At 45.8% G+C, this 24,318-nt stretch carries 21 protein-coding genes; 17 read left to right on the top strand and 4 right to left on the bottom strand.

The window, feature by feature from the left end:
- Window positions 1-133 precede the first annotated feature (133 nt).
- On the top strand, window positions 134-463 hold the full coding sequence (gene nadS / locus DUK53_RS14660; RefSeq protein WP_052164802.1) for a NadS family protein: 330 nt from the start codon (window positions 134-136) through the stop codon (window positions 461-463).
- Between the two features lie 107 nt (window positions 464-570).
- Here nadS and DUK53_RS14665 read toward each other — a convergent pair whose 3' ends face one another.
- Window positions 571-909, bottom strand: a complete 339-nt coding sequence (locus tag DUK53_RS14665; protein WP_036130242.1) for a DUF898 family protein — start codon at window positions 907-909, stop codon at window positions 571-573.
- 125 nt (window positions 910-1,034) lie between these two features.
- Between DUK53_RS14665 and DUK53_RS14670 the strand changes: the two genes are divergently transcribed.
- The 11 genes from DUK53_RS14670 to DUK53_RS14720 all read left to right on the top strand — a co-directional run bounded on the left by DUK53_RS14670 (window position 1,035) and on the right by DUK53_RS14720 (window position 11,664).
- The gene (locus DUK53_RS14670; RefSeq protein ID WP_052164803.1) at window positions 1,035-1,514 is read left to right on the top strand and encodes a hypothetical protein; all 480 of its coding nucleotides are present in this window, start codon (window positions 1,035-1,037) and stop codon (window positions 1,512-1,514) included.
- A 135-nt stretch (window positions 1,515-1,649) separates the two neighbouring features.
- Window positions 1,650-2,417 carry an ABC transporter ATP-binding protein gene (locus tag DUK53_RS14675; RefSeq protein ID WP_036130244.1) on the top strand — a complete coding sequence of 256 codons (768 nt, stop codon included), beginning with the start codon at window positions 1,650-1,652 and terminating at the stop codon, window positions 2,415-2,417.
- Entirely contained in the window at window positions 2,404-4,386 is a 1,983-nt protein-coding gene (locus tag DUK53_RS14680; RefSeq protein ID WP_036130247.1) for an FtsX-like permease family protein, read from the top strand. Before DUK53_RS14675 ends, DUK53_RS14680 begins: the two co-directional genes overlap by 14 nt.
- A 57-nt stretch (window positions 4,387-4,443) precedes the next feature.
- Complete coding sequence (locus tag DUK53_RS14685) at window positions 4,444-5,121, top strand: response regulator transcription factor (protein WP_036077657.1); 678 nt, start codon at window positions 4,444-4,446, stop codon at window positions 5,119-5,121.
- Window positions 5,122-5,134: 13 nt separating this feature from the next.
- Entirely contained in the window at window positions 5,135-6,001 is an 867-nt protein-coding gene (locus tag DUK53_RS14690; RefSeq protein ID WP_036092052.1) for an NAD-dependent epimerase/dehydratase family protein, read from the top strand.
- A 120-nt stretch (window positions 6,002-6,121) separates the two neighbouring features.
- The gene (locus tag DUK53_RS14695; RefSeq protein ID WP_036130250.1) at window positions 6,122-6,568 is read left to right on the top strand and encodes a hypothetical protein; all 447 of its coding nucleotides are present in this window, start codon (window positions 6,122-6,124) and stop codon (window positions 6,566-6,568) included.
- A gap of 37 nt (window positions 6,569-6,605) precedes the next feature.
- On the top strand, window positions 6,606-8,336 hold the full coding sequence (gene ade, locus DUK53_RS14700) for an adenine deaminase (protein WP_036130253.1): 1,731 nt from the start codon (window positions 6,606-6,608) through the stop codon (window positions 8,334-8,336).
- A 1-nt stretch (window position 8,337) separates the two neighbouring features.
- On the top strand, window positions 8,338-9,381 hold the full coding sequence (locus DUK53_RS14705) for a sensor histidine kinase (protein WP_036130256.1): 1,044 nt from the start codon (window positions 8,338-8,340) through the stop codon (window positions 9,379-9,381).
- A 6-nt stretch (window positions 9,382-9,387) separates the two neighbouring features.
- A complete protein-coding gene (locus DUK53_RS14710; protein WP_036130258.1) occupies window positions 9,388-10,488 on the top strand; it encodes an iron-containing alcohol dehydrogenase family protein in 1,101 nt (366 codons plus the stop codon).
- A complete protein-coding gene (locus DUK53_RS14715) occupies window positions 10,485-10,979 on the top strand; it encodes a GNAT family N-acetyltransferase (protein WP_036130260.1) in 495 nt (164 codons plus the stop codon). The genes DUK53_RS14710 and DUK53_RS14715 overlap by 4 nt, the downstream gene beginning before the upstream one ends.
- A 28-nt stretch (window positions 10,980-11,007) precedes the next feature.
- Window positions 11,008-11,664: a DNA alkylation repair protein gene (locus DUK53_RS14720; RefSeq protein WP_036092058.1), complete on the top strand. Its 657-nt coding sequence runs from the start codon at window positions 11,008-11,010 to the stop codon at window positions 11,662-11,664.
- Between the two features lie 32 nt (window positions 11,665-11,696).
- Here DUK53_RS14720 and DUK53_RS14725 read toward each other — a convergent pair whose 3' ends face one another.
- Window positions 11,697-12,356, bottom strand: a complete 660-nt coding sequence (locus DUK53_RS14725) for an RloB domain-containing protein (RefSeq protein ID WP_036130261.1) — start codon at window positions 12,354-12,356, stop codon at window positions 11,697-11,699.
- Window positions 12,357-13,694, bottom strand: coding sequence for an AAA family ATPase (locus DUK53_RS14730; protein ID WP_036092060.1), 1,338 nt, complete (start codon window positions 13,692-13,694; stop codon window positions 12,357-12,359).
- A 156-nt stretch (window positions 13,695-13,850) separates the two neighbouring features.
- Here DUK53_RS14730 and DUK53_RS17945 point away from each other — a divergent pair, with 156 nt between their 5' ends.
- The 3 genes from DUK53_RS17945 (at window position 13,851) to DUK53_RS14740 (ending at window position 16,119) form a co-directional block, all read left to right on the top strand.
- Window positions 13,851-13,976, top strand: coding sequence for a hypothetical protein (locus DUK53_RS17945; protein WP_255309551.1), 126 nt, complete (start codon window positions 13,851-13,853; stop codon window positions 13,974-13,976).
- Window positions 13,977-14,235: 259 nt separating this feature from the next.
- Window positions 14,236-14,742: a flavodoxin family protein gene (locus tag DUK53_RS14735; RefSeq protein ID WP_077917871.1), complete on the top strand. Its 507-nt coding sequence runs from the start codon at window positions 14,236-14,238 to the stop codon at window positions 14,740-14,742.
- Window positions 14,743-14,817: 75 nt separating this feature from the next.
- Window positions 14,818-16,119, top strand: coding sequence for an MFS transporter (locus tag DUK53_RS14740; protein WP_201740735.1), 1,302 nt, complete (start codon window positions 14,818-14,820; stop codon window positions 16,117-16,119).
- Here the strand turns inward: DUK53_RS14740 and DUK53_RS14745 are convergent.
- A complete protein-coding gene (locus DUK53_RS14745) occupies window positions 16,111-17,010 on the bottom strand; it encodes a LysR family transcriptional regulator (RefSeq protein ID WP_036130263.1) in 900 nt (299 codons plus the stop codon). The genes DUK53_RS14740 and DUK53_RS14745 overlap by 9 nt on opposite strands.
- 321 nt (window positions 17,011-17,331) lie before the next feature.
- Between DUK53_RS14745 and gltB the strand changes: the two genes are divergently transcribed.
- Both gltB and DUK53_RS14755 read left to right on the top strand, forming a co-directional pair.
- Window positions 17,332-21,930, top strand: a complete 4,599-nt coding sequence (gene gltB / locus DUK53_RS14750; protein WP_036130265.1) for a glutamate synthase large subunit — start codon at window positions 17,332-17,334, stop codon at window positions 21,928-21,930.
- A gap of 150 nt (window positions 21,931-22,080) precedes the next feature.
- The gene (locus DUK53_RS14755; RefSeq protein ID WP_036130267.1) at window positions 22,081-23,550 is read left to right on the top strand and encodes a glutamate synthase subunit beta; all 1,470 of its coding nucleotides are present in this window, start codon (window positions 22,081-22,083) and stop codon (window positions 23,548-23,550) included.
- Window positions 23,551-24,318: the final 768 nt, after the last annotated feature.

Raw genomic sequence — 24,318 nt, forward strand, 5'->3', positions numbered from 1 at the left:
TTCCATAGCTCCATTATAATCTGGGAAATCACACAATATCAAAGCAAACCATTTACAAGCCGACAGGCTGTTATATGAAATTTTCAAAGAACAATTAAGAAGCTATAAACTTATTATACGAGGAGTGATGAACATGACAGAATTATTTGATTCTCTAGAAAGAGGGTTGAAACAAGCAGTTGCTCACGCGGATAATACGAAAAAAGCACGTACTAAAAAAATCATGATTACCGAACTTCCAACCTATACAGCGAAAGACATCAAGGCGTTTCGTCAAAAAGTGGAACTCACACAAAGCGCCTTTGCTGAATTGATGGGTATTTCTGTGAAAACTGTGGAAGCATGGGAAAGTGGTCGAAACAATCCAAACGGCTCAGCGTCTCGTCTCCTGCAACTAATTGAGGCGAATCCAGAAGTATTTATGGATGAACTGACGATAGAGAACGAAGCGATTTTGCATTGAAAAGAGCCACGAGTTTATACCAAACTCGTGGCTTCAGCGTGGCGACAAACGCTGGGGTTTGGTGCAAAATCATGTATGGTAGTCTTTCTACAGTCTAAAGCCACGAATTAATTTAAAAACGTTGTATTCCGTGCTTTCCAATCTTCCAGCTTAATGAAGACCCAGAAGGAGTAAATGCCAAGCGTGATGATAATAAGTAGCAGCCATTTAATCCAATTTCCAAATAAGCCAAATGCGGAGCCGTTGAATTGCATCCGGCGTCCTTCGATAACCGTATGATTGATTTTCCAACCATAAATCATCGTTAACGCCCACGGATAACAAATGCCAAGTGTTAGCACTGTCACAATGATTCCGAAGATACTCCAACCGATAAATTGCAATAAACCACCATCAAAAAAAGAAGTTCGTCCGTTCTTCGTTTCATAAAAATCTTCTCGAGCCATGTTTTAGCCACCTTCCATATAGCTCTATTTTAACGCAAAAATTGAAAAATTGTCTAGATTAACCCTATCTTTCTTGTTTTATTCAAGGTACAATAAAGATAAGTCTGAATTTAAATGAGGTTTTAATGGTGACAGAAAATTTTGCAGAGAAAATTGCAAGTGGGGAAAAAGCGCAGTTTAAGGTGAATCATACGCTAGTTATTTCGAGTAGTCTGTTGTGGATTGCGATTGGGCTATTATTATATGTTGTTTTTGACCATGTGAAGGCAATCAATGGTACGGAAAAACTGATTTTACTGATTTTTATTGGTTTCATTGTTTTGCGTCCGTTGTTTCGATTGCTTAACTTGTCGCCAACGCTTGAGCTTTCTGCTGAGGGAATGGCTTATCGTGGGGATTTTCAAGCGTGGAATCGTGTCGAGGAAGTGCGGGTGACGATGCCTTCGTTTAAACTTTTTTCACAAGGTAGAATGTTGGTCTATACGAAAATCAAGGATCAGCAGGAAATGGCGTGGGATATCGTAGCGGCGGATGTGAATATGCCACTTGCGGATTTGGAAATGTTGATCAACGAATGTATGGCGTTGTATAAGACAGAAGAATAAGAATAGAGGCTTTTCCTGATGTGTGACATGTCATGGAGAGCTTTTTTTGTAACTACATCTTAAGGTCAGGTGGGCATGTGTATGCTTTTAGTGTACAATGGATGAATAGAGATTTTGGAGCGGAGGTTTCGGTGAATGGGAGTTATTTTACAGGCAAAAAATGTGAGAAAAGTATATGGCTCGAAAAGTACGCTTTTTCCTGCGCTAAATAGTGTGAGTCTAGAGGTGCGTGAAGGTGAATTCGTTGGTGTAATGGGCCCGAGTGGTGCTGGAAAATCTACGCTATTGAACGTGCTGTCAACGATTGATAAAGCGACTTCGGGGAGTATCGAAATTGCTGGAAAACCGTTTGAGGATATGCGTGCGAAAGAGATGGCGATTTTTAGACGGGATAAGTTGGGTTTTATTTTTCAAGATTATAATTTGCTGGATACGATGACGATTAAGGATAATATCGCGTTGCCGTTGTCGCTTTCGAAGGTTAAGCCAAGTGAGGTGGAGGCACGTGTGGCGGATGTGATGCGCCAGTTTGGGATTGCGGATTTAGCGGCGAAATATCCGAATCAGGTTTCTGGTGGGCAGAAGCAACGGACGGCGGTGAGTCGGGCGATGGTGACGAATCCTGCACTGATTTTTGCGGATGAACCGACTGGGGCGCTGGATTCAAAGGCTGCGACGAATTTGTTGGAGAGCTTGGTCCAGGCGAAGGAAGTTCGGAATGCGACGATTATGATGGTCACGCATGATGCGTTTGCGGCGAGTTTTTGTGAGCGGATTTTGTTTATTAAGGATGGGGAGTTGTTCACGGAGATTTATCGTGGGACGGCGACTCGGAAGCAGTTTTTCCAGAAGATTTTGGATGTGTTAGCAATGCTTGGTGGTGGAATGAATGACACTATTTAATATTGCTTTTACGAACGTGCGCAAAAATTTCAGTCAGTTTTCGATGTATCTTGGTTCTTTGATTTTGAGTGTGTTGATTTATTTTACATTCGTTTCTTTGGCGTACACGAAAAGCATCGGCGTGATTTTTGAAAAATGGGGAATCGGTGGGCAGGGCGTCTTTATGGCGGCTGCGATTGTGCTGATTTTGTTTGTAGCCTTTTTTGTTTTTTATTCTAGTAATTATTTTACGAGGAGCAGGAAGCGGGAATTGGGTTTGTACTCGTTGCTTGGGTTGCGTAAGGGTCAAATTGGGCGCATTATTTTTTATGAGAACTTGATGATGCATGTCATGGCTGTCGTGTCGGGCATTGTGATTGGTGTCTTCTTTTCTAAATTTTTCTCGATGTTGCTGTTTCGGATTATGGATTTGTCGATCAATGGTGGCTTTACGTTTTCGGTGTCTGCGATTTTATCGACATTGTTTGTGTTCGGAATGATTTTGATTGTAACGACGGCGAATGGGTACTGGATTGTGTACCGGCATAGTATGGTGGAACTTTTTAAAGCGGATGTTCGGGAAAAAAATCCGGCGAAGGGTTCGCTGACGCTATCGATTGTGGGTCTTCTTCTGATTGGATTTGGTTATTTTTTGGCGACGAGATCGATTGAGGACTCTATTTTTTGGACGGAAGATTTTTTCTTTAGTTCGATGTTATTTGTCTTATTCGGCGTGATTTTGGGAACGTGGCTAGTATTGCGATTTTTGTTTCCGTATGTTGTGTATAAATTGTTTTTGCGTAAGTCGTTTTTCTATAGCGGAACGAATATTTTGACGCTGACGTGGCTGCGGTATCGGATGAAAAAAACGGCGGGGACGCTGACGATGATTGCGGTTCTCAGTGCGACGACATTGACAATTATTGGTGCGCTGAGCTCGGTTTACACGAATATTATTTCTTTTGCGGAGAGTTCGAATCCGAATAGTTATCAGACTGTTTGGAGTACGCAGACGGAGCGGGAGAAAATTCTGGAAGCGATTCGTGATAGTAAGTCGCATACGTTGGTGTATCACGATGCGGCGGATGTTTATAGCGGAGAAGTGATTGACAAAGTGGACGATGAGGACCTTCCTATAGTGGATCAGCGGATGACTCATTTTTCGGTGATGAGTTTGTCGGATTATAATCGGTTGGCGATGAAATTGAATAATAACTCGCAGAAAATACAGCATTTAGAGGACGGGGAGGCTGTTTTTCTTAGCCCGAATGATCGTATTGAAAACAAGAAGCGCGCTCATTTGTGGATGAAGGATCCGTACACGGTGGCGTTCAAGAATAATCCTACGACGTACAGATTGAAGATAGTAGATATTTATCATCATGTGGTGCTTAACACGGATATGGTGTATTCGGCGCTCGTTGTGAACGATAGGATTTATCAGGAAATTAGTCAGAAAACGATGCCGATGCATGTGGATATTTTTCAGGTGACGAATGAGGATAGGGCAGAGGCTCTGGACCAGAAAATTCAAAAAATTGTTGGCGGAAATCCGTATATGTATAACCTAGAGATGTCGAGTTTTTATTCGAATTATCACATGATGAGCACGCTTATTGGGGTCATTTTGTATATCGGTATGTTTATGGGTGTTGTATTTTTCGCGGCGACGGGTAGTATTATTTATTTCAAACAAATTACGGAGGCGGTGGATGAAAAGCCGCGATTCGAGGTGTTGCAGAAGCTGGGTATGAGCCAAAAAGAGGTGCGTGCAGTTATCGCAAAACAGGTATTGCCAGTGTTTTTGATTCCGCTAGTTTTGGGGATTTGTCATAGTATCGCGGCGATGATTGGTTTTTCGGTGAATATCATGTACAGAGTTGGTGCGCCAGTTGTGGTTAGTACGACGATTTATACGGTGTTTTTCATTGTCTATTATTTTGTCTGTGTGAACACATATACGAAGATGGTGTCGAATAGTGATGAGTAACGTTTGAATGGTAGCCGAATTTTCTGTACAATGGAATGAGGCGAAGGAGAGATGAGCATGGTAAAAGTGTATATAGTGGAAGACGACATCGTTATTCGTGACACGATTCAGAAGCATTTGTCAAAATGGGGATTTGAGGTCGCGGTTGTGGCTGATTATAACAATATTTTGAATGAGTTTTTGGAAGTGGAACCGCAGTTGGTGATTTTGGATGTGAATTTGCCGTATTTTGATGGGTTTTATTGGTGTAATCAGATTCGTGAGGTGTCGAATGTGCCGATTATTTTCTTGTCATCGCGGGATTCGCGGATGGATCAGATTATGGGCATGAACATGGGCGCGGATTATTACATTGAAAAACCGGTTGATTTGGATGTGCTGATGGCGCGGATTAATGCGCTGATTCGCCGCACATATTCGTATGTGGAGCTTGAGGAGCCGAACGTGATGGAGCATAATAATGTTTTCCTGCACATCGACACGAATACGCTGACTTATTTGGATGAAAAAGTGGAATTGACGAAAAATGAATTCTTGATTTTATACGAGTTATTGAAGCAAAAAGGACGAATTGTGAGTCGCGATGAGATTATGCGTGTGCTTTGGGAAGATGAGAGCTTTGTCGATGATAATACGCTGACGGTGAATGTTGTTCGGATTCGCAAAAAGTTGACGGAAATCGGTTTGGCAGACTTTATTACAACTAAAAAAGGTCAGGGATACATGATCGAGTAAGGGAGTGCTTCATTTGAAAATTCTAGTTTTTGGTGGAACGCGGTTTTTCGGTAAAAAATTGGTGACGCGGTTATTGGCGGATGGGCATGATGTGACGATTGCGACGCGCGGCAAGGCAACGGATGATTTTGGTGATGCGGTGAAGCGTGTGAAGATGAACCGGGAGTCTCGGGAGGCGTTGTTTTGTTTGGCGCAGGAGAATTGGGATGTGGTCTATGATAATATTTGTTTTTCGCCACAAGATGCGCTTTATTCGATTGCTGCTTTTCGCGATAAGGTCGGGAAATATGTGTATACGTCGTCGCTTTCCGTTTACCGGATGCGGGATCGGGCGTTAGTGGAAGCTGATTTTGATCCGTTTCATTATGAGCTTGTGACGGGATCGCGTGAGGATTTTGATTACGGGGAAGGGAAGCGTTTGGCGGAGGCGGTATTTTTCCAAAAGGCGAACTTTCCTGTTGTAGCGGTGCGTTTTCCGATTGTGCTGGGCGAGGATGATTACACGGGTAGACTTGAGTTTCATATCAAGCATGTGCAGGCGGGCGAAGAGATTGGCATGCCGAATGAGGAAGCAGAAATGGGCTTTATTTCTTCGGATGAAGCGGCGGATTTCTTATGTTGGGTTGGCACGAAGTCGGATATTGTCGGGCCAATTAACGCGACGAGTGATTCGGTGTACCGGTTGTCTGAGTTGATGGGCTTGATTGAGGATGCGACTGGGAAAACGGCAATCGTGGAAGAGATTACCGAGGATAACGACGATTCTCCTTTTGGCGTGGAAAAAACGTATTACTTGGATAATGCGAAGGCGAAAGAAGCAGGATTTGCGTTTCAGGATTTACACGAGTGGTTGCCGAAATTGATTGACGCAAAAATATGAGTATGTGAAAACAGGTGTCTGATGGTTAGGCGCTTGTTTTTATTTTTTTCGCGTTTTGTCCGTGGATTTAGTGTATAATAAGGCAGTGAAGAAAAATGAGAAAAAGGATGTGACGAAGGAATGCTTTCCTTTGAAGAGAAAAAGAAGATTATTGATGAATATACAGAATTAGAGGCACATCCTGTTTCCATGGGACGGATTAATTATCATTTCCCGGAGAGTGTGCGTGAAAAAAGAATCGCGGTCAATCATTTGCATCCGAACGGCAATGCGTTTGTGTATGCGCCTTATTTGGATGATGCGGACAAGAATGGTTTTATTAACATTCGTGAGGCGACGGAAAGCGAGATTCGGGAATTGATCACGGGCGCCATCGCATTTATGAGTACGGATGGAGACGAGTTCGAAGAGGGTTACGAGGAAGCGTTTCGTGATGCGTATCGGACGGTTGTGATTTTGCGTTATGAGAACAAGATGTGGGCGATTTATTCGGACGATCATTTAGAGGCGATTTTCCCTTCTCGTGAAGCGGCGGATGGCTATTTGGCGGACGAAGGTTTTCAGTGAGTTAGAACCGAATGAGACGTGAAAGGGGGAAACGTTGATGCGGAAAGTAAAGCAATTGCAAGAACGGGTTGCGGTGAGTGATTTACGTGCTGCGGCGGATGTGGTGATTAAGAATGGCCGAATTGTGAATGTTTTTTCGGGTGAAATCATGGAGGGCGATGTCGCGATTAAGAGTGGCTACATCGTTGGGATTGGCGAGTTTGATGATGCGGCGGAATTTATTGATGCGCGGGGCCAGTTTATTGTGCCTGGTTTCATCGATGCGCATGTGCACGTGGAGAGTGCGATGGTGCCTCCTTCTGAATTTGCGCGGGTGTTGTTGCCAAATGGTGTGACGACGATTGTGACGGATCCGCACGAGATTGCGAATGTGGCGGGTACAAAAGGTATTGAGTTTATGCTGGATGATGCGAAGGAATCACCGCTTGATATGTATGTAATGTTGCCGTCTTCGGTTCCTGCGACGCCGTTTGAACATAATGGTGCGACGCTTCTGGCGAGTGATTTACGCGCGCTTTACCAGCATGAAAAAGTGATTGGACTCGCTGAAGTGATGGATTTTCCTTCTGTGGCGAAAGGTCATGCAGATATGTTGCAAAAAATTGTGGACGCCGAACGGCATGGTGGTCGGATTGATGGGCACGGTGCTGGGCTTTCTAGGGCGGATTTGAATAATTATTTAGCGGTCGGGATTCGGACGGACCATGAGAGTACGACGGCAGTTGAGGCGATGGATCGGTTGCGCGCTGGGATGTTTGTCATGCTTCGTGAGGGCACGGTCGGTCGTGATATGATACATACGTTGCCTGCGGTGAATCCGAAGAATAGTCATAGGTTCTGTTTTTGTACGGATGATAAATTGATTGATGATTTGCTGGAAGAGGGCTCGATTAACTATAATGTGCGGCTCGCGATTGCGAATGAAATTGATCCAGTGATGGCGATTCAAATGGCGACGATTAATGCAGCGACGTGTCACAAGTTACCACATCTTGGTGCGGTTGCAGCGGGATATCAGGCGGATATTTTGTTTTTGCGTGATTTGGAAACGGTGACGATTACGAAGGTGATGAAGCGTGGTCATGTGGTTGTGGATGACGGTTTACGTGTGGAAGCGCTGTTTGAAAAAGCGGATTGTGCGTTTGAATCACCGGCGATTAGGCATTCGTTAAAGCCTGAGGATTTGAAGCTTGCGATGGGAAATAATACGGCGAATGTGATTGGTATGCAGCCGAATAGTTTATTTACGGAGCATTTGGTGGAGACGGTGACGGTTCAAGATGGCGAGTTTCAGACATCGGTCGAAGAGGATCAGCTGAAAATGGTCGTTGTTGAGCGGCATAAAGGTACGGGTTGTGTTGGCGTCGGAATTGTGAAGGGTTTTGGCATTAGGAATGCTGCCATTGCAACGACGGTCGCGCATGATTCACATAATATTGTGGCAGTAGGTTCGACGGACGCGGATATCATGGTGGCGATTGAGCATATTACAAAAATTGGTGGCGGAATTGCGGTCGTGAAAGATGGAAAAGTAGCGGCGGATTTGGCGTTACCGATTGCGGGACTTTTGAGTGTGCAGCCGTACGAGGAGATTCAGCACCAGTTAGGGCGTTTGAATGATGCGTTCCGTGATGTTAGTGCGAAACAAGGTTTTGATCCATTTTTGACGTTATCGTTTTTGACATTGCCAGTTATTCCGAATTTGAAGTTGACGGATCAGGGGTTATTTGATTTTAACAAGTTTGGGTTTATTGAAGTGGAGGTTTAACATGAATTGGTGGAGCTATGTGCGCGATAAGAAGTTTTTCTTGCTGTTCTTTGTGGTCGTGATGTTTTTCATTGGTGTGTTGCTTGCGGTTGATCCGAATAGTCAGTTGACGCTGGGCAATATTATTTATTTGTACGTCTTTATGTTGCTATTTTTGATTGCGTATTTGGTGCTCGGTTATTCGTTTAAACGCACGTATTGGAACGAAATGAAGGAATTGGTGGACGGCGAAATCGAGGAAAATATTCTGGAATTATTGCCAAAACCGCGGACGCGTGAGCAGGCTTTTTTCAATGAATTGATGCGTAAAAAACATCTGGAGGAGCAACGGGCGCTGACGGCATTGCGTGATAAGCAGCAGGAGTATCATGATTTTATTTTGTACTGGGTGCATGAGGTGAAAACACCGATTGTGGCGAGCAAAATGTTGATTAATAATCCGGATTTGAATGATCCTACGACGATTTATCGCGGGGTGGAGGCGGAGCTGGATTCGATTGATCGACTTGTGATGCAGGCGCTTTATTATTCGCGGTTGGATACGTTTGCGAAGGACTATTTCATTCAGGAAATGGCGCTTGGCCCTGTCGTTCGTGAGTGTGTGAAACGGCATTCGAAGCAGTTTATTTCGAAAAAAATGAAGCTTGATTTGGCGGAGATTAAGACGGATGTTCGCAGCGATAGTAAGTGGCTTGGTTTTATTTTGGATCAAGTGATGACGAATGCGCTGAAATATACGGATGCGGGTGGCGAAATTAAGATTTGGTGTGATGTGAGTGCCTCTGGCGGAACGGTGGCGCTTCATATTCGCGATACTGGTATCGGGATTAAGGAAGAGGATTTGCCGCGTGTGTTTGAGCAAGGTTTTACTGGAATGATTGGGCGGACGGAGAAAAAAGCGACGGGAATGGGGCTTTATTTAGCGCGCCAGATGTCTTGTAAGCTGGGACACAAAATCGCGATTTCGTCGGAACATGGTGTCGGTACGGAAATCGTGCTTACCTTCCAGCAAAAAGAGGATTATTTATTAATTGCAAAGGACTGAGGGCTTGTGGAGAAAAATTTGATTGTTCGCGGTGCGCCGCAGGAATTTGAATGTCGGGTTGGTGCTTGGGACGCGCTCGGTGAACATTTGGAACGTCGCGGGGTGAAGCGGGTTTTGGTGATTCATGGTGGCGTTTCTTGGGAGAAGGCGCGACGGTTTTTCCCTGATTTGACTGGTGTGGACGCGATTTTTGAGCCGTATGGCGGGGAATGTTCGTTTGAGGAGCGGGACCGGATGGTGGCGCTTGCGGAGACGGCGAATGTGGATGCGATTATCGGTGTCGGAGGCGGGAAAATTGCGGATTTGGCGAAAGCAGTTGCGGTTTATTTGGCGATGCCGGTCGTGATTTTGCCTACTTTGGCGGCGACGTGTGCTGCTTGGACGCCACTTAGCGTGATGTATGACGCGCGCGGGGAAATGTTACAGTATGATATTTTTGCGCGGAGTAATGCGCTTGTTTTGCTTGATCCGATGGTGATTCTGGATTCGCCGATCGAATTGATGGTCGCGGGAATCGGGGATACGCTGGCGAAATGGTATGAGGCGGACGTGATTATTTCGCAGCTCGCGGAACGGTCTGTGGAGATTGATATTTCTCATTACACGGCAAAATTGTGTCGGGATATTCTGTTGGAATCGAGTGCGGCGGCGCTTGAGGCAATGCGTGACGGGAAACTGAGCGAAGCGTTTGTGAAGGTGGTCGAGACGAATATTATGGTTGGTGGCATGGTCGGTGGATTTGGCGATGATTACGGTCGGACTTCTGGTGCGCATTCGATTCATGACGCGTTGACGGTGCTTGACGCGACGCACCATTTGCTACATGGGAATAAGGTGGCCTATGGTGTTTTTGTACAGTTGATGATCGAAGGACGGCCGGATGAGATTGTGGCATTGACGCCGTTTTATCAGGAATTGGGACTGCCAACGTGTTTGCATGATATGGGGCTGGACGGTTTGTCGGATGCGGAGTTGGTGCACGTAGCAGAACGTGCGACGGCTGAGGATGAGACGATTCATTTGATGCCGGGCGTGATTACGGTGGCAACGGTTTTGGACGCGATTAAAGGTTTGGAAATTTTGATGGCGGAGGTGCGTGTTCGATGATTCTGATCGATGTCGCGAAAAACGAAGATGCAAAAGGGATCCGTGATGTGCTGGAGGCAAGTTTTCAAACGCATGCCGAAGCCGATTTGGTGGATGCGATTGTGGCTTCTGAGCATTACGTCCCTGAACTTGCGCTCGTTGCGAAGGATGGCGCGGAGGTCGTTGGGTACAGTTTGCTGAGCGAGTGTTTTGTCGGGACGGAGCGGATTCTAGTATTAGCGCCAGTTGCCGTGAAACCCGAGTGGCAGTCGCGAGGCATTGGTGCGCAGTTGATTGAGGCTGGAATTGCCAAAGCAAAAACGACGGATTATAGCTGTATCAGTGTTTTGGGACATGAGATGTATTATCCGCGATTCGGTTTTGAATTAGCGAAAAACTACCAAATCACGGCGCCGTTTGACGTTCCAGATGTGAATTTTATGGTGTATCCGCTCCGGGAAGCGATTCCATCGGGAGTTGTACGCTATCCAGCGAGTTTTGATGTTGTATAAATAATGCGTAAGAAGGGATTTGTGTAAAATGGATAATAAGATAAAGCGCTCCCAAGAAGCAGAAAATATTTTAGCTCAGATCAATAGTCAAACGAAGCTGGGCGATTTAAGAAAAATCGCGAAGGACATCAAGAAAAATCACGAGCTCGCGATGGAACTTTGGTCAAGCGAAGCATTTTTGCCGCGACTATTAGCCATCTTAATTATGGACAAAAAACTTCTCACGCAAGATTTTCTAAATAAGCTGGATGAAGACATGCAGATGCACCCTTTTGATGAGCGGAATAATTTAATGGATTGGTTAATGGCTAATCAGCTCGCTAAAGACAAGAAAACAATCGCGTTGATGGCGTCGTGGGAAACCAGTTCTTCCGCTCTTCAAAGGCGAACTTTTTGGTATTATCAAGCGCGACTTAGATGGACTGGGCAAACACCGCCGGATAACACCGAGGACTTGCTAGCTGCATTGGAAACCACTATTATGCAGGAAGAGCCAGAAGTGAAATGGGCGATGAATTTTCTGGCAGGTTGGATAGGCGTTTATGATGAAACGAATCGCACGCGCTGCATGGAAATAGGCGAGAAAACAGGACTTTATAAAGATGAAGTAGTTTCAAAAGGCTGTACGCCGAACTATTTGCCAGAGTTTATTACGATGGAAGTTAATAAGCGGCGTGATAAGTAGGGGTGTTTGCAATCGGATAGCCCTTTTTCTACTTAGCCCCGACTAAGCGTCTGCAATTCCTTCACCAATAAATCCACATACGTGAAGGTTTCGCGGGTGATAAAATAATCCAGCAACTCCTCGTCGTTGAAATCGGGAAGTTCGGTTACATAGCGTTTCTTATCGCGCGTGCTACCGGACAGGATGATACGTCGGGATTTTTTTGCGTTGGCGCTGGCTGATCGTAAATTGTTATAGAGTCGCCCGCGTTCTTTGACGTACCAGCGCTCTTTTTTTGTGTAGTCGCGAGCCACGGTTTTGTTCAGGGCGGCTTGGGAGATGAAGCGCTTGGTGTAGACGCCGTGGTACATGCAGAGCCAGACTTCGAAGCTGCGACCAGAAACGAAGAGTTTGGCGTTTTCTCCAAGTTCAGCGAGATTGCGAATCTTTTTCTTAACGTATCGGAGGTTGGAGCGGTCTTCTGTGAAATCGAGATCGGTCACTATGAAAAATTTATCATCGGGATGAGCGCTGAATTTCAGCGCTTTTTTGAATTTGGTTTCTTGGGCGTGTGTGTAAATTTTGAGTTGGTAGTTTTTAAGTCTGCGTTGGAAAAGTAGTTTGAAATAGTGGGCTTCGCAGCTGTTTGGTTTGATGCCACCGCTGTCTTCGGGGATGAAGAGGTGGACTATTTTGCGGATTTCGCGGCTCATTTAAAACACCTCCGGAACGGCTCCAAAACGACCGTCTAAATAGAGATTTGTCCAATTGTGGTTGTCGTAGGTGATTTCATGGAATTCACTGAGGCTGAAAACTTCGCTGGCCTGGGTTTCGCGATCTTTCTGGATGAAAATGACTTGTTCTTTGGCAAAGCGATCGGGATTTAGCAGGAGCGGGTTATGGGAGGCGATTAGAAATTGTGCTTTTTTGTCGTTTTCTTGATGGATAAATTTGTTTAGTAGGCCTTCTTGGATTTTCGTGTGGTATTTGTTGTCGAATTCGTCGCTGATAAACAGGATTTCATGTTGCAACGCGTCGAAAAGCCGGATCGAACTTTCTAGGAATTTCTTGGTGCCATCGGATTCCATGCTCATGCTTAGCGGGTATTTCACGTCGTCCACGATATGCGCGGTACTGATTTCAAAGCGGCGGTTTTTCTTCGTTGTCGCGATAAGTTGAGCTTTCACGTCATCGGAAAATGTGGCTTGTTCAATGGATTCGACGAGATTATCAGTCATGTCGGTGACGGAAAAATCTTGAATCGCAAAATCGAAATCGTAAAGGGTTTCTAGGATTTCTTGTTTGAAATCGCTGTCTTTGTTGATTTGCTCGGCGAATGCTTCTAGGGAATCGCCGTCGAATTGCTTCGTTTGGAAGCCTTTGGTGACTTGGTTTGCGAGGGCTTCGGCGACTTTATAGGCAGGGGATGCGGTTTCTTTGCTGAAATAGGCTTTGTTGATGTCGTGAATGAGCATGGATAGGATGGATTTGTGCGTGATGTTTTCTTGTTCGATTTTAGCGAAAAGGCTTTTTAGTTGGGTGTTTTTTTTCGGAATTTGGCTTTTTAGGCGTTCAAAAACGATGATTGGCTTAGATAATGTTGTTTTGAGTATTTTTTTATACGTTAGGGATTCTGCTTGGATTTCTAAGGTGTCCGCGTCGATGGCGAGTTCGTAGGTGTATTGGATGTCTTGGTTTTCTTGGAAGTTAGTCTCGATAAAGGTGATGGTGAAGCGGCTGGTGGTTTCTTTTGTTGTGGAGAACTTGAAGGCGTTTGGTGTGATGTCAAAATCTGTTTTTTCGGTGTAGGTGTGGCTTTTTTGAATCATGGTGCGGATGAATTCGAAGGCGTAGAGTAGGTTGGTTTTGCCAGATGCGTTGGCGCCGTAAAGAATTGCGCCGTTTAGGATGCTGCGCTTTTTCTGGTTGTCGTAGTAGGTGTAGAGTGTGTTTTGGTTGAAAATATCGGCGGGGCTGTAGCTGTGATCTAGGGTTAGGCTTATTTGGTCGTGGATGGAAAAGAAGTTGCTGACGGTTATTTTGGAAAACATCGGATTCGTCTCCTGTCGTTTTTGTTTTATTATACCATCTGAGGAAAAAAGGAGTTAACAAAGATGGTTCCACCACGAAAACAAGGGATGAAACGACAATCACGAAAAAAGTCAAAAATGGTATTCAAGGCAACACAGAGCTGAAAGCAAGCGATAATGGTTGCAGAATGGGCACTGGCAAATGCGTATAAACAAATCGGTGAAGATGCGAAATCTACTGAAATGTTAGCGCGTTGCAAAGCTAATGTGCCGTATGGTATTATGCTACACAAAATGGCTTAAATCAAGGACTCATCAGGGAAACATAAATTCAAGCGTAAATATAGTATTGTTCGCAAGGCGTTTTCCTGATGAAGCGCCTTTTTTCGTGGTTTTAACGAAGGTTCCACACGAATTAGAAGCATTCACGCTTGCCTTGGAGTCCACTCCATGTGTTTTAATTTACAGGTAGAAGGTTGGAGGCGAGTTACAGAATGAACGCGAAATTACCTACAAAACTGCTCCAACTAAAAGAAACTGCTGAGTGGGGAGATTGTAAAATATGAAGAAAATAATCGCTTTTTCGGCTATGGCTGTAGTTGTGCTAGCTGTATGCGTTATCGTAGCTATAGATGCTAAAGGAGAGGACAAACAAATGAGTCATGTCAATTTATTTATCAATGCAAGTAAGAATCGGGACGGGAATACGGCAAGGTTAGCCAAGGAATATTTTGACGGGCAACCTTATAAGCAAGTTAATTTAGTGGATTATGACATCAAGCAACTTGGGCAAAATAGTGAGTCAGATGATTTTGAAAAGGTTCGTTCTGAGATTGAATCGGCTAAAAATATTGTGATTGGTACGCCTGTTTACTGGTCCGATATGACGGGGCTATTGAAAACGTTTATTGATCGACACGAGACGGTGGATACAAGATATGAAGGAAAAAATGTGAAGATTATTGTGCAAGGTTCTGGCCCCACGGAAGGGGAAATCGCAGCCATTTCGCATGTGTTAGAGCATTGGACGGAGCGGTTTAGTATGGAATATAAAGGAGTAATCAAATAACAAAATAGTAAACCTAACTGGTATTAACAGACGACCAAGCAAGGCAATATGAAAAATTGGAGTGAATGATACAAAGTGAAACAAGAAAAATTCGGCATGGTTTTGCCAATTACATTATTAGCATATTTTTTAATTTTGATGGATAATTCGATTATTTTTACGAGTTCTACGCAAATTGGGCAAAGCTTGGAGATGTCCGCGACTAATTTATCGTGGGTGTCCAATGCCTATACATTAACTTTTGGTGGGTTTTTATTATTGAGTGGTCGATTGTCAGATTTACTGGGACGCAAACGAATCTTTTTAATTGGCTTAACCATATTTGGCGTTAGTTCGCTGCTCATCGGTGTATCTCAAAATGCTACGATGATGATTGCTATGCGAGCGTTACAAGGTATAGGTAGCTCGATTATTGCGCCTACGACATTAGCTTTAATGATGGACGCGTATACGGGAAACATGCGGCAAAAAGCGATTTCTTATTATGGCGCGATGGCAGGCATTGGGGCGAGTGTGGGCTTACTAATCGGAGGAGCTCTGACCAGTTGGATTTCATGGCGAGCGGGGTTTCTAATTAATGTTCCTTTCACGATAGCGCTGATTTTCCTTACTTTGAAATGTGTTAAAAGTTCTCCAATGAGTAAATCAAAAATCGACTATTTGGGAAGTTTATTATCGATACTGGGATTAGGAGGTTTTATTTTTGGTTTGACGGAAAGGAGCGCTGTCTTAATTGGGATTAGTATTCTTGTTTTAGTTGCTTTTGTTCTGGGGGAACGTGCCATTAAATTTCCTATTCTACCATTGATGCTTTTCAAAAATCGAATTCGTTTTGGTGCTTACATCGTGCGTTTATTATTTATGATGGTGATGTTGCCGTATTGGTTTTTTGTGCCGCAAGTGATGCAGAGTGAATTTCATTTTTCAGCGTTACAAGCAGGGCTAGGATTTTTTCCGCTGACCATTTTGAATTTTATCGTAGCGATGCAGTTACCGAAGTTGGTCGCTAAATTTGGCAATAATCGTATGTTAATGGTGGGCGAGGTCATCCTATTTATCGGCTTATTGTGGACGGCTTTATCGGATTTGAGTAATGGTTATTGGATCGCGATTGCCCTACCGATGTCTGTTATTGGTATCGGTCAAGGCTTGATTTTAGCGCCAGTCACATCAGCGGGGGTTCATGATGCGCTTAAGGAACTGGCTGGTGCTGCTAGTGGATTGACAAATACGATGCATCAAATCGGACTTTCCATTATCGTGGCATCAACCGCCAATTTTCATATGGAAGTCGCCTTCATGACACTGTTTACTCTCCTTGCTGGCATCATTGTGGCGGTCATGATTTTAGGTGGAAGCAAGACGAAGCTAGATTGATTTATTGCTATCAAAATACCCCAACAAAAAATCACGGAACAGTGTCTCGGACGGCGACATGTTCCGTCTTTTTGTCGTGATAATCCCAACCGACCGCCGCAATTCCTGGTCCATCAACGCAATGCTTCGCGTCTCTTTAAATATCGCCCCATCCAATATCATCTCGGGCAAAATGCTGATGCCGAGTCCCGCGCCAACCAATCCTTGAATCGTGTGGAAATCGCGGCTTTGGAAAATCGTCTCAAGCTCAATGCCCTTCATCCGCGCCGTATCTTCCACCAAATGATACAAATCGAAATCTTGCGGGTATAAAATAAACTTCTCATCCGCCAAATCGGCAAGCGCGACCGAATGTTTCCCAGCTAACCGATGCCCGCTTGGAACAATCAACTTCAACTTCTCATCAAAAAATCGATGTGGCATAATCTCGTCATCTTCTTCTGGAACCGGCGACAAAAACGTGATATCGAGCGCGCCGGTCACCAACATCTGCTTCAAATCACGATTCGAACCTTCCATAAAACGATACGTAATTTGCGGATACTTTTCCCGGAATGCGGAAATAACGGCGGGTAGCACTTTTGTGGCAATCGAGTTTGGTAGTCCGACGCGAATCTCGCCAATCGTTGGGTCGGCGTATTCTTCCACGATCGCCTGGGCTTTTTGCAATTCTTGGAGGCCGATTTTGGCTTGGCGCAAGAAATCCTGACCTACCGCTGTCAGTTGCATGTTGCGGCCAATCCGGTCGAACAGCTTGATTCCGAGCTCTTCCTCGAGTTTTGTTATCTGTCTACTGACGGCAGATTGGGCAACGTGTAAATTTTCCGATGCTTGGGTCATGTGTTCGACGCGCGCGACTTCGATAAAATACTTTAATTGTCGTAATTCCATTGCTTGTCTCCAATCTATCTCGAAATGAGATTGTTTTATTCTATTATATATATTGTTTCGATAAATGAAAAGCATTAGAATAGATATTACACCAAAACGTTACAAACTAGAAATTAATGGGTAGAATATAGAATGGCGCGTGATACATAACCAGAGCGCCGACAAATGCTTAGTTTCTAGGCAAAGGAGAGTACCGAAGCGGAGCGTACGATTGTACGTGAGCATCGGAACGGAAGCTTTAACGACGAAAATGAGTATTTGTCGGTGCTCTGGATGAATTATCTGAACTCTTGAAAAATTGCGGTACGAGGAGGAATTAGGATGAAACAGACGAATATGCCTGAAAAACATGGCTTGTATGATCCAAAAAATGAACATGACGCTTGTGGTATTGGTTTTGTGGCGAATATTAAAGGGCGTTCTTCGCATAAAATTGTCGAGCAGGGAATTCACATGCTTTGTCAGCTGAAACATCGTGGCGGGGAAGTTGGCGGGGATACGGGCGATGGTGCGGGGATTCTTCTGGAAATTTCGGATGATTTCTTCCGTGATGCGTGCGCGAAAATCGATATTGTATTACCTGAAAAGTATCATTATGCTGTCGGGATGTTTAATTTCCCACAAAATGCCGACCAACGCAAAATTCTGCAGGCGGCGACGGAGTGTTTTATTGAGCAGGAAGGTCAGGACTTCTTGGGTTGGCGTAAATTGCCGACGGACGTGACGAAAGTTGGGCTTGGTGCGCAAAAAACGGAACCGGCTGTGTATCAACTTTTTATCGCGAAGGATGAGACGCTGGATGAGGCGGCTTTTGAACGGAAATTATACTTAATTAGGAAACAAGTGGAGCGTTTTGCGGTGGGCGATGCGCGGATTACGGAAACGTTTTATGTGCCGAGTTTGTCAACGCGGACGGTTATTTTTAAAGGGATGTTGACGCCGGAGCAGATTAATCAGTATTATTTGGACTTGGCGGATCCTGCTTATACGTCGGCTTACGCGCTGGTGCATTCACGTTTTAGTACGAATACGTTTCCGAGTTGGGAACGGGCGCATCCGTATCGTTATTTGATTCATAATGGGGAAATTAATACGCAGCGTGGGAATCTGAATTGGATGAAGGCTCGTGAGAAACGTGCGGAATCGGATTTGTTTGGCGCGGATTTGGCGAAACTTTTGCCGGTTATTGATGAAAGTGGAAGTGACTCGGCGACGCTTGATAATGCGCTGGAATTCTTGGTGCAAACGGGGCGGACGTTGCCTCACGCGGCGATGATGTTGATTCCGGAGCCTTGGGATAAAAATAAGGCGATGACGGATCCGAAACGGGCGTTTTATGAGTATCACAGTACGCTGATGGAGCCTTGGGATGGGCCGACGTCGATTTCGTTTACGAACGGGCGCGTGATTGGGACCATTTTGGACAGGAATGGGTTGCGTCCTGCGCGTTATTATGAGACGAAGGACCACACGATTATTTATTCTTCGGAGACGGGTGTTGTGCCTGTGGAACCGGAGGAAGTGATCCGCAAAGTGACGGTTGGCGCGGGTACGATGTTGTTGATTGATTTGGAAAAAGGCGAGATTATTTCGGATGATGTGATTAAATCGGAGTTGACGACGGAAAAGCCGTATCGTGAGTGGCTGGACGCGGAATTGACGGAGATTGGGACGTTGACGGAAAAAGATCGTTTGGAATATATTTCATTGAATAAGAAGGATTGCTTCAAGTTGCAGCGGGCGTTTGGCTATACGCAGGACGAGCTGAACAAAATCTTGATTCCGATGGTGACGGAGAAAAAGGATCCGATGGGGGCGATGGGTTACGATGCGCCGCTTGCTGTGCTTTCTTTCCGACCGCAGCTGTTGTTTAACTATTTCAAGCAGTTGTTTGCGCAGGTGACGAATCCGCCGATTGATGGTTTGCGCGAGGAGTCGGTGATTTCGACGATGACGTTGCTTGGAAATGAGGGCAATATTTTAAATCCAACAGCTGAAAATGCGAACCGAATCCGTTTGGAGACGCCGATTTTGTCTCGGAAACAGTACGCTTCGATTGCTTTACAGAAGAAATTTGCGAAACCGACCGCGTTCATTAATGCGTTGTTTAAAGCGGAGGAAAAGGAGAATTTGGCGGCAGTGCTGGATCGACTTTTTGCGGAAGCGGATGCGAAAATTGAGGCTGGCGCGGAGTTGCTTGTGATTACGGATGACGGCACGAACGATGAATTTATCGGGATTCCGGCACTGCTTATGACGAGTGGACTGCATCATCATTTGGTGAAACGTGGGACGCGGATGAAGGTGAGCTTGATCGTGAAAACGGCCGAGGCTCGCGACGTGCATCATTGTGCGATGTTGGTTGGCTACGGTGCAGACGCGATTTTCCCATATTTGGCGATCGATGTATTTACGAATTTGATCAAAGACGGTCGAATTAAAGGTTTTACAGCCGATGAGGCGGAGTCGCGCTATATTGAGGCGATTACAGACGGAATTTTGAAGGTTATGTCGAAAATTGGCATTTCTACTGTGCAAAGTTATCGGGGCGCGCAGATTTTTGAAGCGATTGGCATTGGCAACGATGTGATTGCGGATTACTTCCCAGGAACGGCGTCGCAACTTGGCGGGATTCCACTGGAAGTCATTGCGCAGGAGTCGTGGTTGCGTCATCGCGAGGCGTTTCACGATATCGGTTTCCAAGAATTCACGCTGAACACAGGTGGCGAATATCAATGGCGTTCGAACGGCGAATATCACGTTTTCAACCCGCTCGCGATCCATTCGTTGCAACAGGCGACGCGTGAAAACAATCGCGAAACGTACGATCTATACTCGGATTTAATGCAGAATCAAAATAACGCTTTCCTTCGCGGTTTGCTGACATTCAATTCGCATGGTCGCAAGCCGATTCCTATCGAAGAAGTCGAGCCTGCCGAAGCCATTTTCAAGCGGTTCAAGTCGGGCGCGATGTCTTACGGATCAATCAGTCAGGAGGCGCATGAGTCGTTAGCGATTGCGATGAACCGAATTGGTGGGAAAAGCAACAGCGGGGAAGGCGGCGAAAATCCAGACCGGTTCGAGCGTGATGCAAACGGCGATTGGCGTCGGAGTGCGATCAAGCAAGTTGCATCTGGCCGGTTCGGCGTAACGAGTCACTACTTGGTGAACGCGGATGAGCTGCAAATCAAGATGGCACAAGGCGCAAAACCAGGTGAAGGCGGTCATTTGCCAGGCGAGAAAGTGTATCCGTGGATCTCGAAAACCCGCGGATCAACGACGGGCGTAGGGCTCATCTCTCCACCACCACATCACGATATCTATTCCATCGAGGATTTATCCCAACTCATTTTTGACTTGAAAAATGCCAACAAGGACGCGCGGATCAACGTGAAACTCGTATCGAAAACGGGAATCGGCACGATCGCAGCGGGTGTTGCGAAAGGATTTGCCGACGTGATCTTGGTCAGCGGTTATGAAGGCGGAACGGGCGCGGCGGCGCGGAGTAGTATTCGCCATACGGGTGTTCCGTGGGAAATCGGTTTGGCGGAGACGCACCAAACGTTGCTACTAAACGGTTTGCGGAATCAAGTAGTCGTGGAAACAGACGGCAAACTGATGACCGGAAAAGACGTGTTAGTTGCCGCTATGCTCGGCGCGGAAGAATACGGTTTTGCGACGGCACCGCTTGTGACACTAGGCTGCGTGATGATGCGCGTGTGCCATATGGATACGTGTCCCGTCGGAGTTGCGACGCAGAACCCAGAACTTCGTAAAAAATTCGGTGGTTCCGCAGATTACGTCGTGAATTTTTTCAACTTCATTGTTGCTGAAATGCGCGAAATGATGGCCGAACTTGGCTTCCGCAGCCTCGAAGAAATTATCGGGCACAAAGAATATTTGGAGACCCATGAACGTAAGGAATCGCATTGGAAAGCGAAACATCTCGACTTTTCCAATATGCTTTATATGGATGACTTTTACAAAAATCAAGTCCAATTCTGCACGAAAGAACAAGACCATAAAATTGAGCAAACGCTGGATATGCGTGATTTGCAAAACGTTGTGGCGCCTGCGATAGAACGCGGTGAGAAAGTCACTGGACGCTTCCCAATTCGCAATATTGACCGCGCAGTTGGTACGATTACTGGCTCTTATATCAGCAAGAAATACGGCGCGGCTGGCCTCCCAGAAGACACGATCGACCTAACCTTCACGGGTGCGGCTGGTCAAAGCTTCGGCGCCTTCGCCCCAAAAGGAATGACGCTGCGCATTGAAGGCGACGCGAACGATTACTTCGGAAAAGGGCTATCTGGCGCGAAACTCATCGTATCTCCAGACGCCAAAACACCAATTGTAGCACATGATTCCGCGATTGTCGGAAACGTAACGCTTTACGGTGCAACAGACGGCGAAGCATACATTCACGGAAAAGCCGGTGCCCGTTTTGCCGTTCGTAACAGTGGCGCAGACGTGGTTGTCGAAGGAATTGGCGATAACGGTTGCGAATATATGACTGGCGGAACCGTGGTTGTCCTCGGCGAAACCGGCGAGAATTTTGCAGCAGGGATGTCCGGCGGTGTGGCCTACGTTTACGCCCCAGACCAAGCCCATTTCAACGCAAAAGTGAATCCAGAACTCGTGACGTGTCGCGGGATTACGACACCGCGCGAGGAACGGAAACTACGCGAACTCGTGGAAAATCATGTGCGCTATACCGACAGCGAATTCGCCCGCAAACTACTTGCAAACTGGGAACGCGAAATCCTGAATTTCGTCTACGTCATCCCGAACGAATTTGAAATCATGCTAACCCGCATCGAAAAACTAGAAGGCGAAGGCCAAACCCACGATGCCGCGGAGTTACAGGCGTTTTATGAGCATAAAAATAGGAAGCTGAATCCGCTCGTTCAGCTCTGAAAAAAACTGGAGCGGCCGCAGTGAAAACCCGATTTTGGTTTTTGCGGAGGGCGTGAAGTTTTCGAAGAGCTAGCGGATGAAGCTAGACTGCGAACACTTGAAAGAGGCGCAGAGCTCAGAAAAATTTCAAAAAAAGGAGCTGAAAAAACAATGGGAAAACCAACTGGATTTATCGAATATGACCGAATTCCAAGCCCAGTCCGCGATCCACTAAAACGGACGCGCGACTGGAACGAATACAATTTGCCAATGCCCGTCGCCGATTTACAGATCCAAGCCGCGCGTTGCATGGATTGCGGCGTACCATTTTGCCATACCGGCGAAGAAATCAAAAACGGCGTATCTGGCTGCCCGCTACACAACTTGATTCCCGAGTGGAACGACGCCGTGTACCGCGGAGAATGGCGCGAAGCCTTAGATCTTCTTTTAAAAACAAATAACTTCCCAGAGTTCACCGGCCGCGTTTGCCCAGCACCATGCGAAGGCTCCTGCACCGTCGCGATTTCCGAGCCAGCAGTTGGCATTAAATCCATCGAAAAAGCGATTATCGACCGCGGTTTTGAAGAAGGCTGGATCAAAGCCCAAGCACCGCAAAAACGAACTGGAAAACGCATCGCCATTATCGGCTCCGGCCCAGCTGGACTCGCGTGTGCCGACCAATTAAACAAAGCCGGCCACAATGTCACTGTTTTTGAAAAAAGCGACCGAATCGGCGGCCTGCTCATGTACGGCATTCCGACGATGAAACTCGAAAAAGACTCGATTAACCGTCGCGTCAACCTGATGGCCGAAGAAGGCGTCGAGTTCGTGACCAATGTCGAAGCCGGAAAAGACATCACGATGGCGCAACTAAAAGCAGAATACGATTCCGTCGTGCTAGCAACCGGCGCTGGAAATGCCCGCGACGTCAAGCTTCCAGGCCGCGACGCAAAAGGCATCCATTTCGCCGTCGACTACCTCACGCAAAGCATCAAAGACAACCTCGACAACAAAGGCGTTCAAACCATGTCCGCAGAAGGCAAAAACATGATCGTCATCGGAGGCGGAGACACAGGCGCGGATTGCGTCGCGACAGCTCTACGACAAGGCGCGAAAAGCATCTATCAATTCGGCCTGCGCGACAAACTGCCAGACATGCGTGCCATCCAAAATCCGTGGCCACAATTCCCGAAAGTATTCCAAATGGATTACGCACACAGCGAAGCCCAAGCGGTTTACGGCGAAGACCCACGTCAATACTTAGTCAGCTCCACCGAATTCATCAAAAACGAAAAAGGCGAACTCACAGGATTGCGCACTATCGACGTTGACCACGTAGACGCCGAACGCAACCTCCACGAAGTTCCAGGCTCCGAGAAAATATGGGACGCCGACATGGTGCTCATCGCGATTGGATTCGCCGGAGCGACGCCATCCATTTTTGAAGATTTCAAGGTAGGTAAAACAAAACGCCACACGATTGAAGCCGCGAAAGGTTTTTACCGAACTGACGTAGAAGGAATCTTCGCATGCGGCGACGCAAGATACGGTCAAAGTTTAGTCGTAACAGCGATTAACGAAGGACGCGAAGCCGCACGAGAAGTAGATTTCTACCTCATGGGCGAGACGTTTCTACCATAAAAACAAAAGAAGGCTCAAAAATCTGTCGATGTCCAGTAGCGCAAAAACTACAGGACATCGACAGATTTTCTTTATTAACTGGTATGACAGGGGTTAGGCGAGTTTTACGACAAATGAAAGCAACGCCAGATTAGCGAAAAAGGCAATTTTGCTATCGGTCGACAGAAATAGACTCATGAGGTATGATGGGAGTAGGGCTAAAATAGCACGGGGGTTTTATCTAAGTAATGTGAAACGTAAATCTAAAAAAGAAGACCGGTAGGCCTCCTGTGCGTTTTGGTTTTTATCTAAGTAATGTGAAACGTAAATCTTGATGGGTTTCCATCCACTCAAACCGTAGATAACGTTTTTATCTAAGTAATGTGAAACGTAAATAAGTAAATCGCGCTTAGCTACTGTCATGGCTGTGTAAGTTTTTATCTAAGTAATGTGAAATGTAAATGACGTAGCGCTTTCTGGTGCTGTTTCTGTTGTCGCTGGTTTTTATCTAAGTAATGTGAAATGTAAATTCGAAAAGTAGTTGTTTTGCTTCATCTTCTTCAACAGTTTTTATCTAAGTAATGTGAAACGTTTTTTATCCAACCAATACGAGAACTAAATACTTCAACCTGAAAATTTTCTGAATAAATCTACTCAATCCACGCTTCAAAAAAATCTTTTTGTTGCGTTTTCCCTGCGTATTGTGTAATCTGAATAAGGAAGCTCTGCAACAACTAGCCAAGCTTTCACGCATGTGCAATAAAAAATGCAATCATACATAAAGGTGGG

The organism is Listeria sp. SHR_NRA_18 (genome assembly GCF_003856515.1).
Taxonomy (GTDB): domain Bacteria; phylum Bacillota; class Bacilli; order Lactobacillales; family Listeriaceae; genus Listeria_A; species Listeria_A newyorkensis.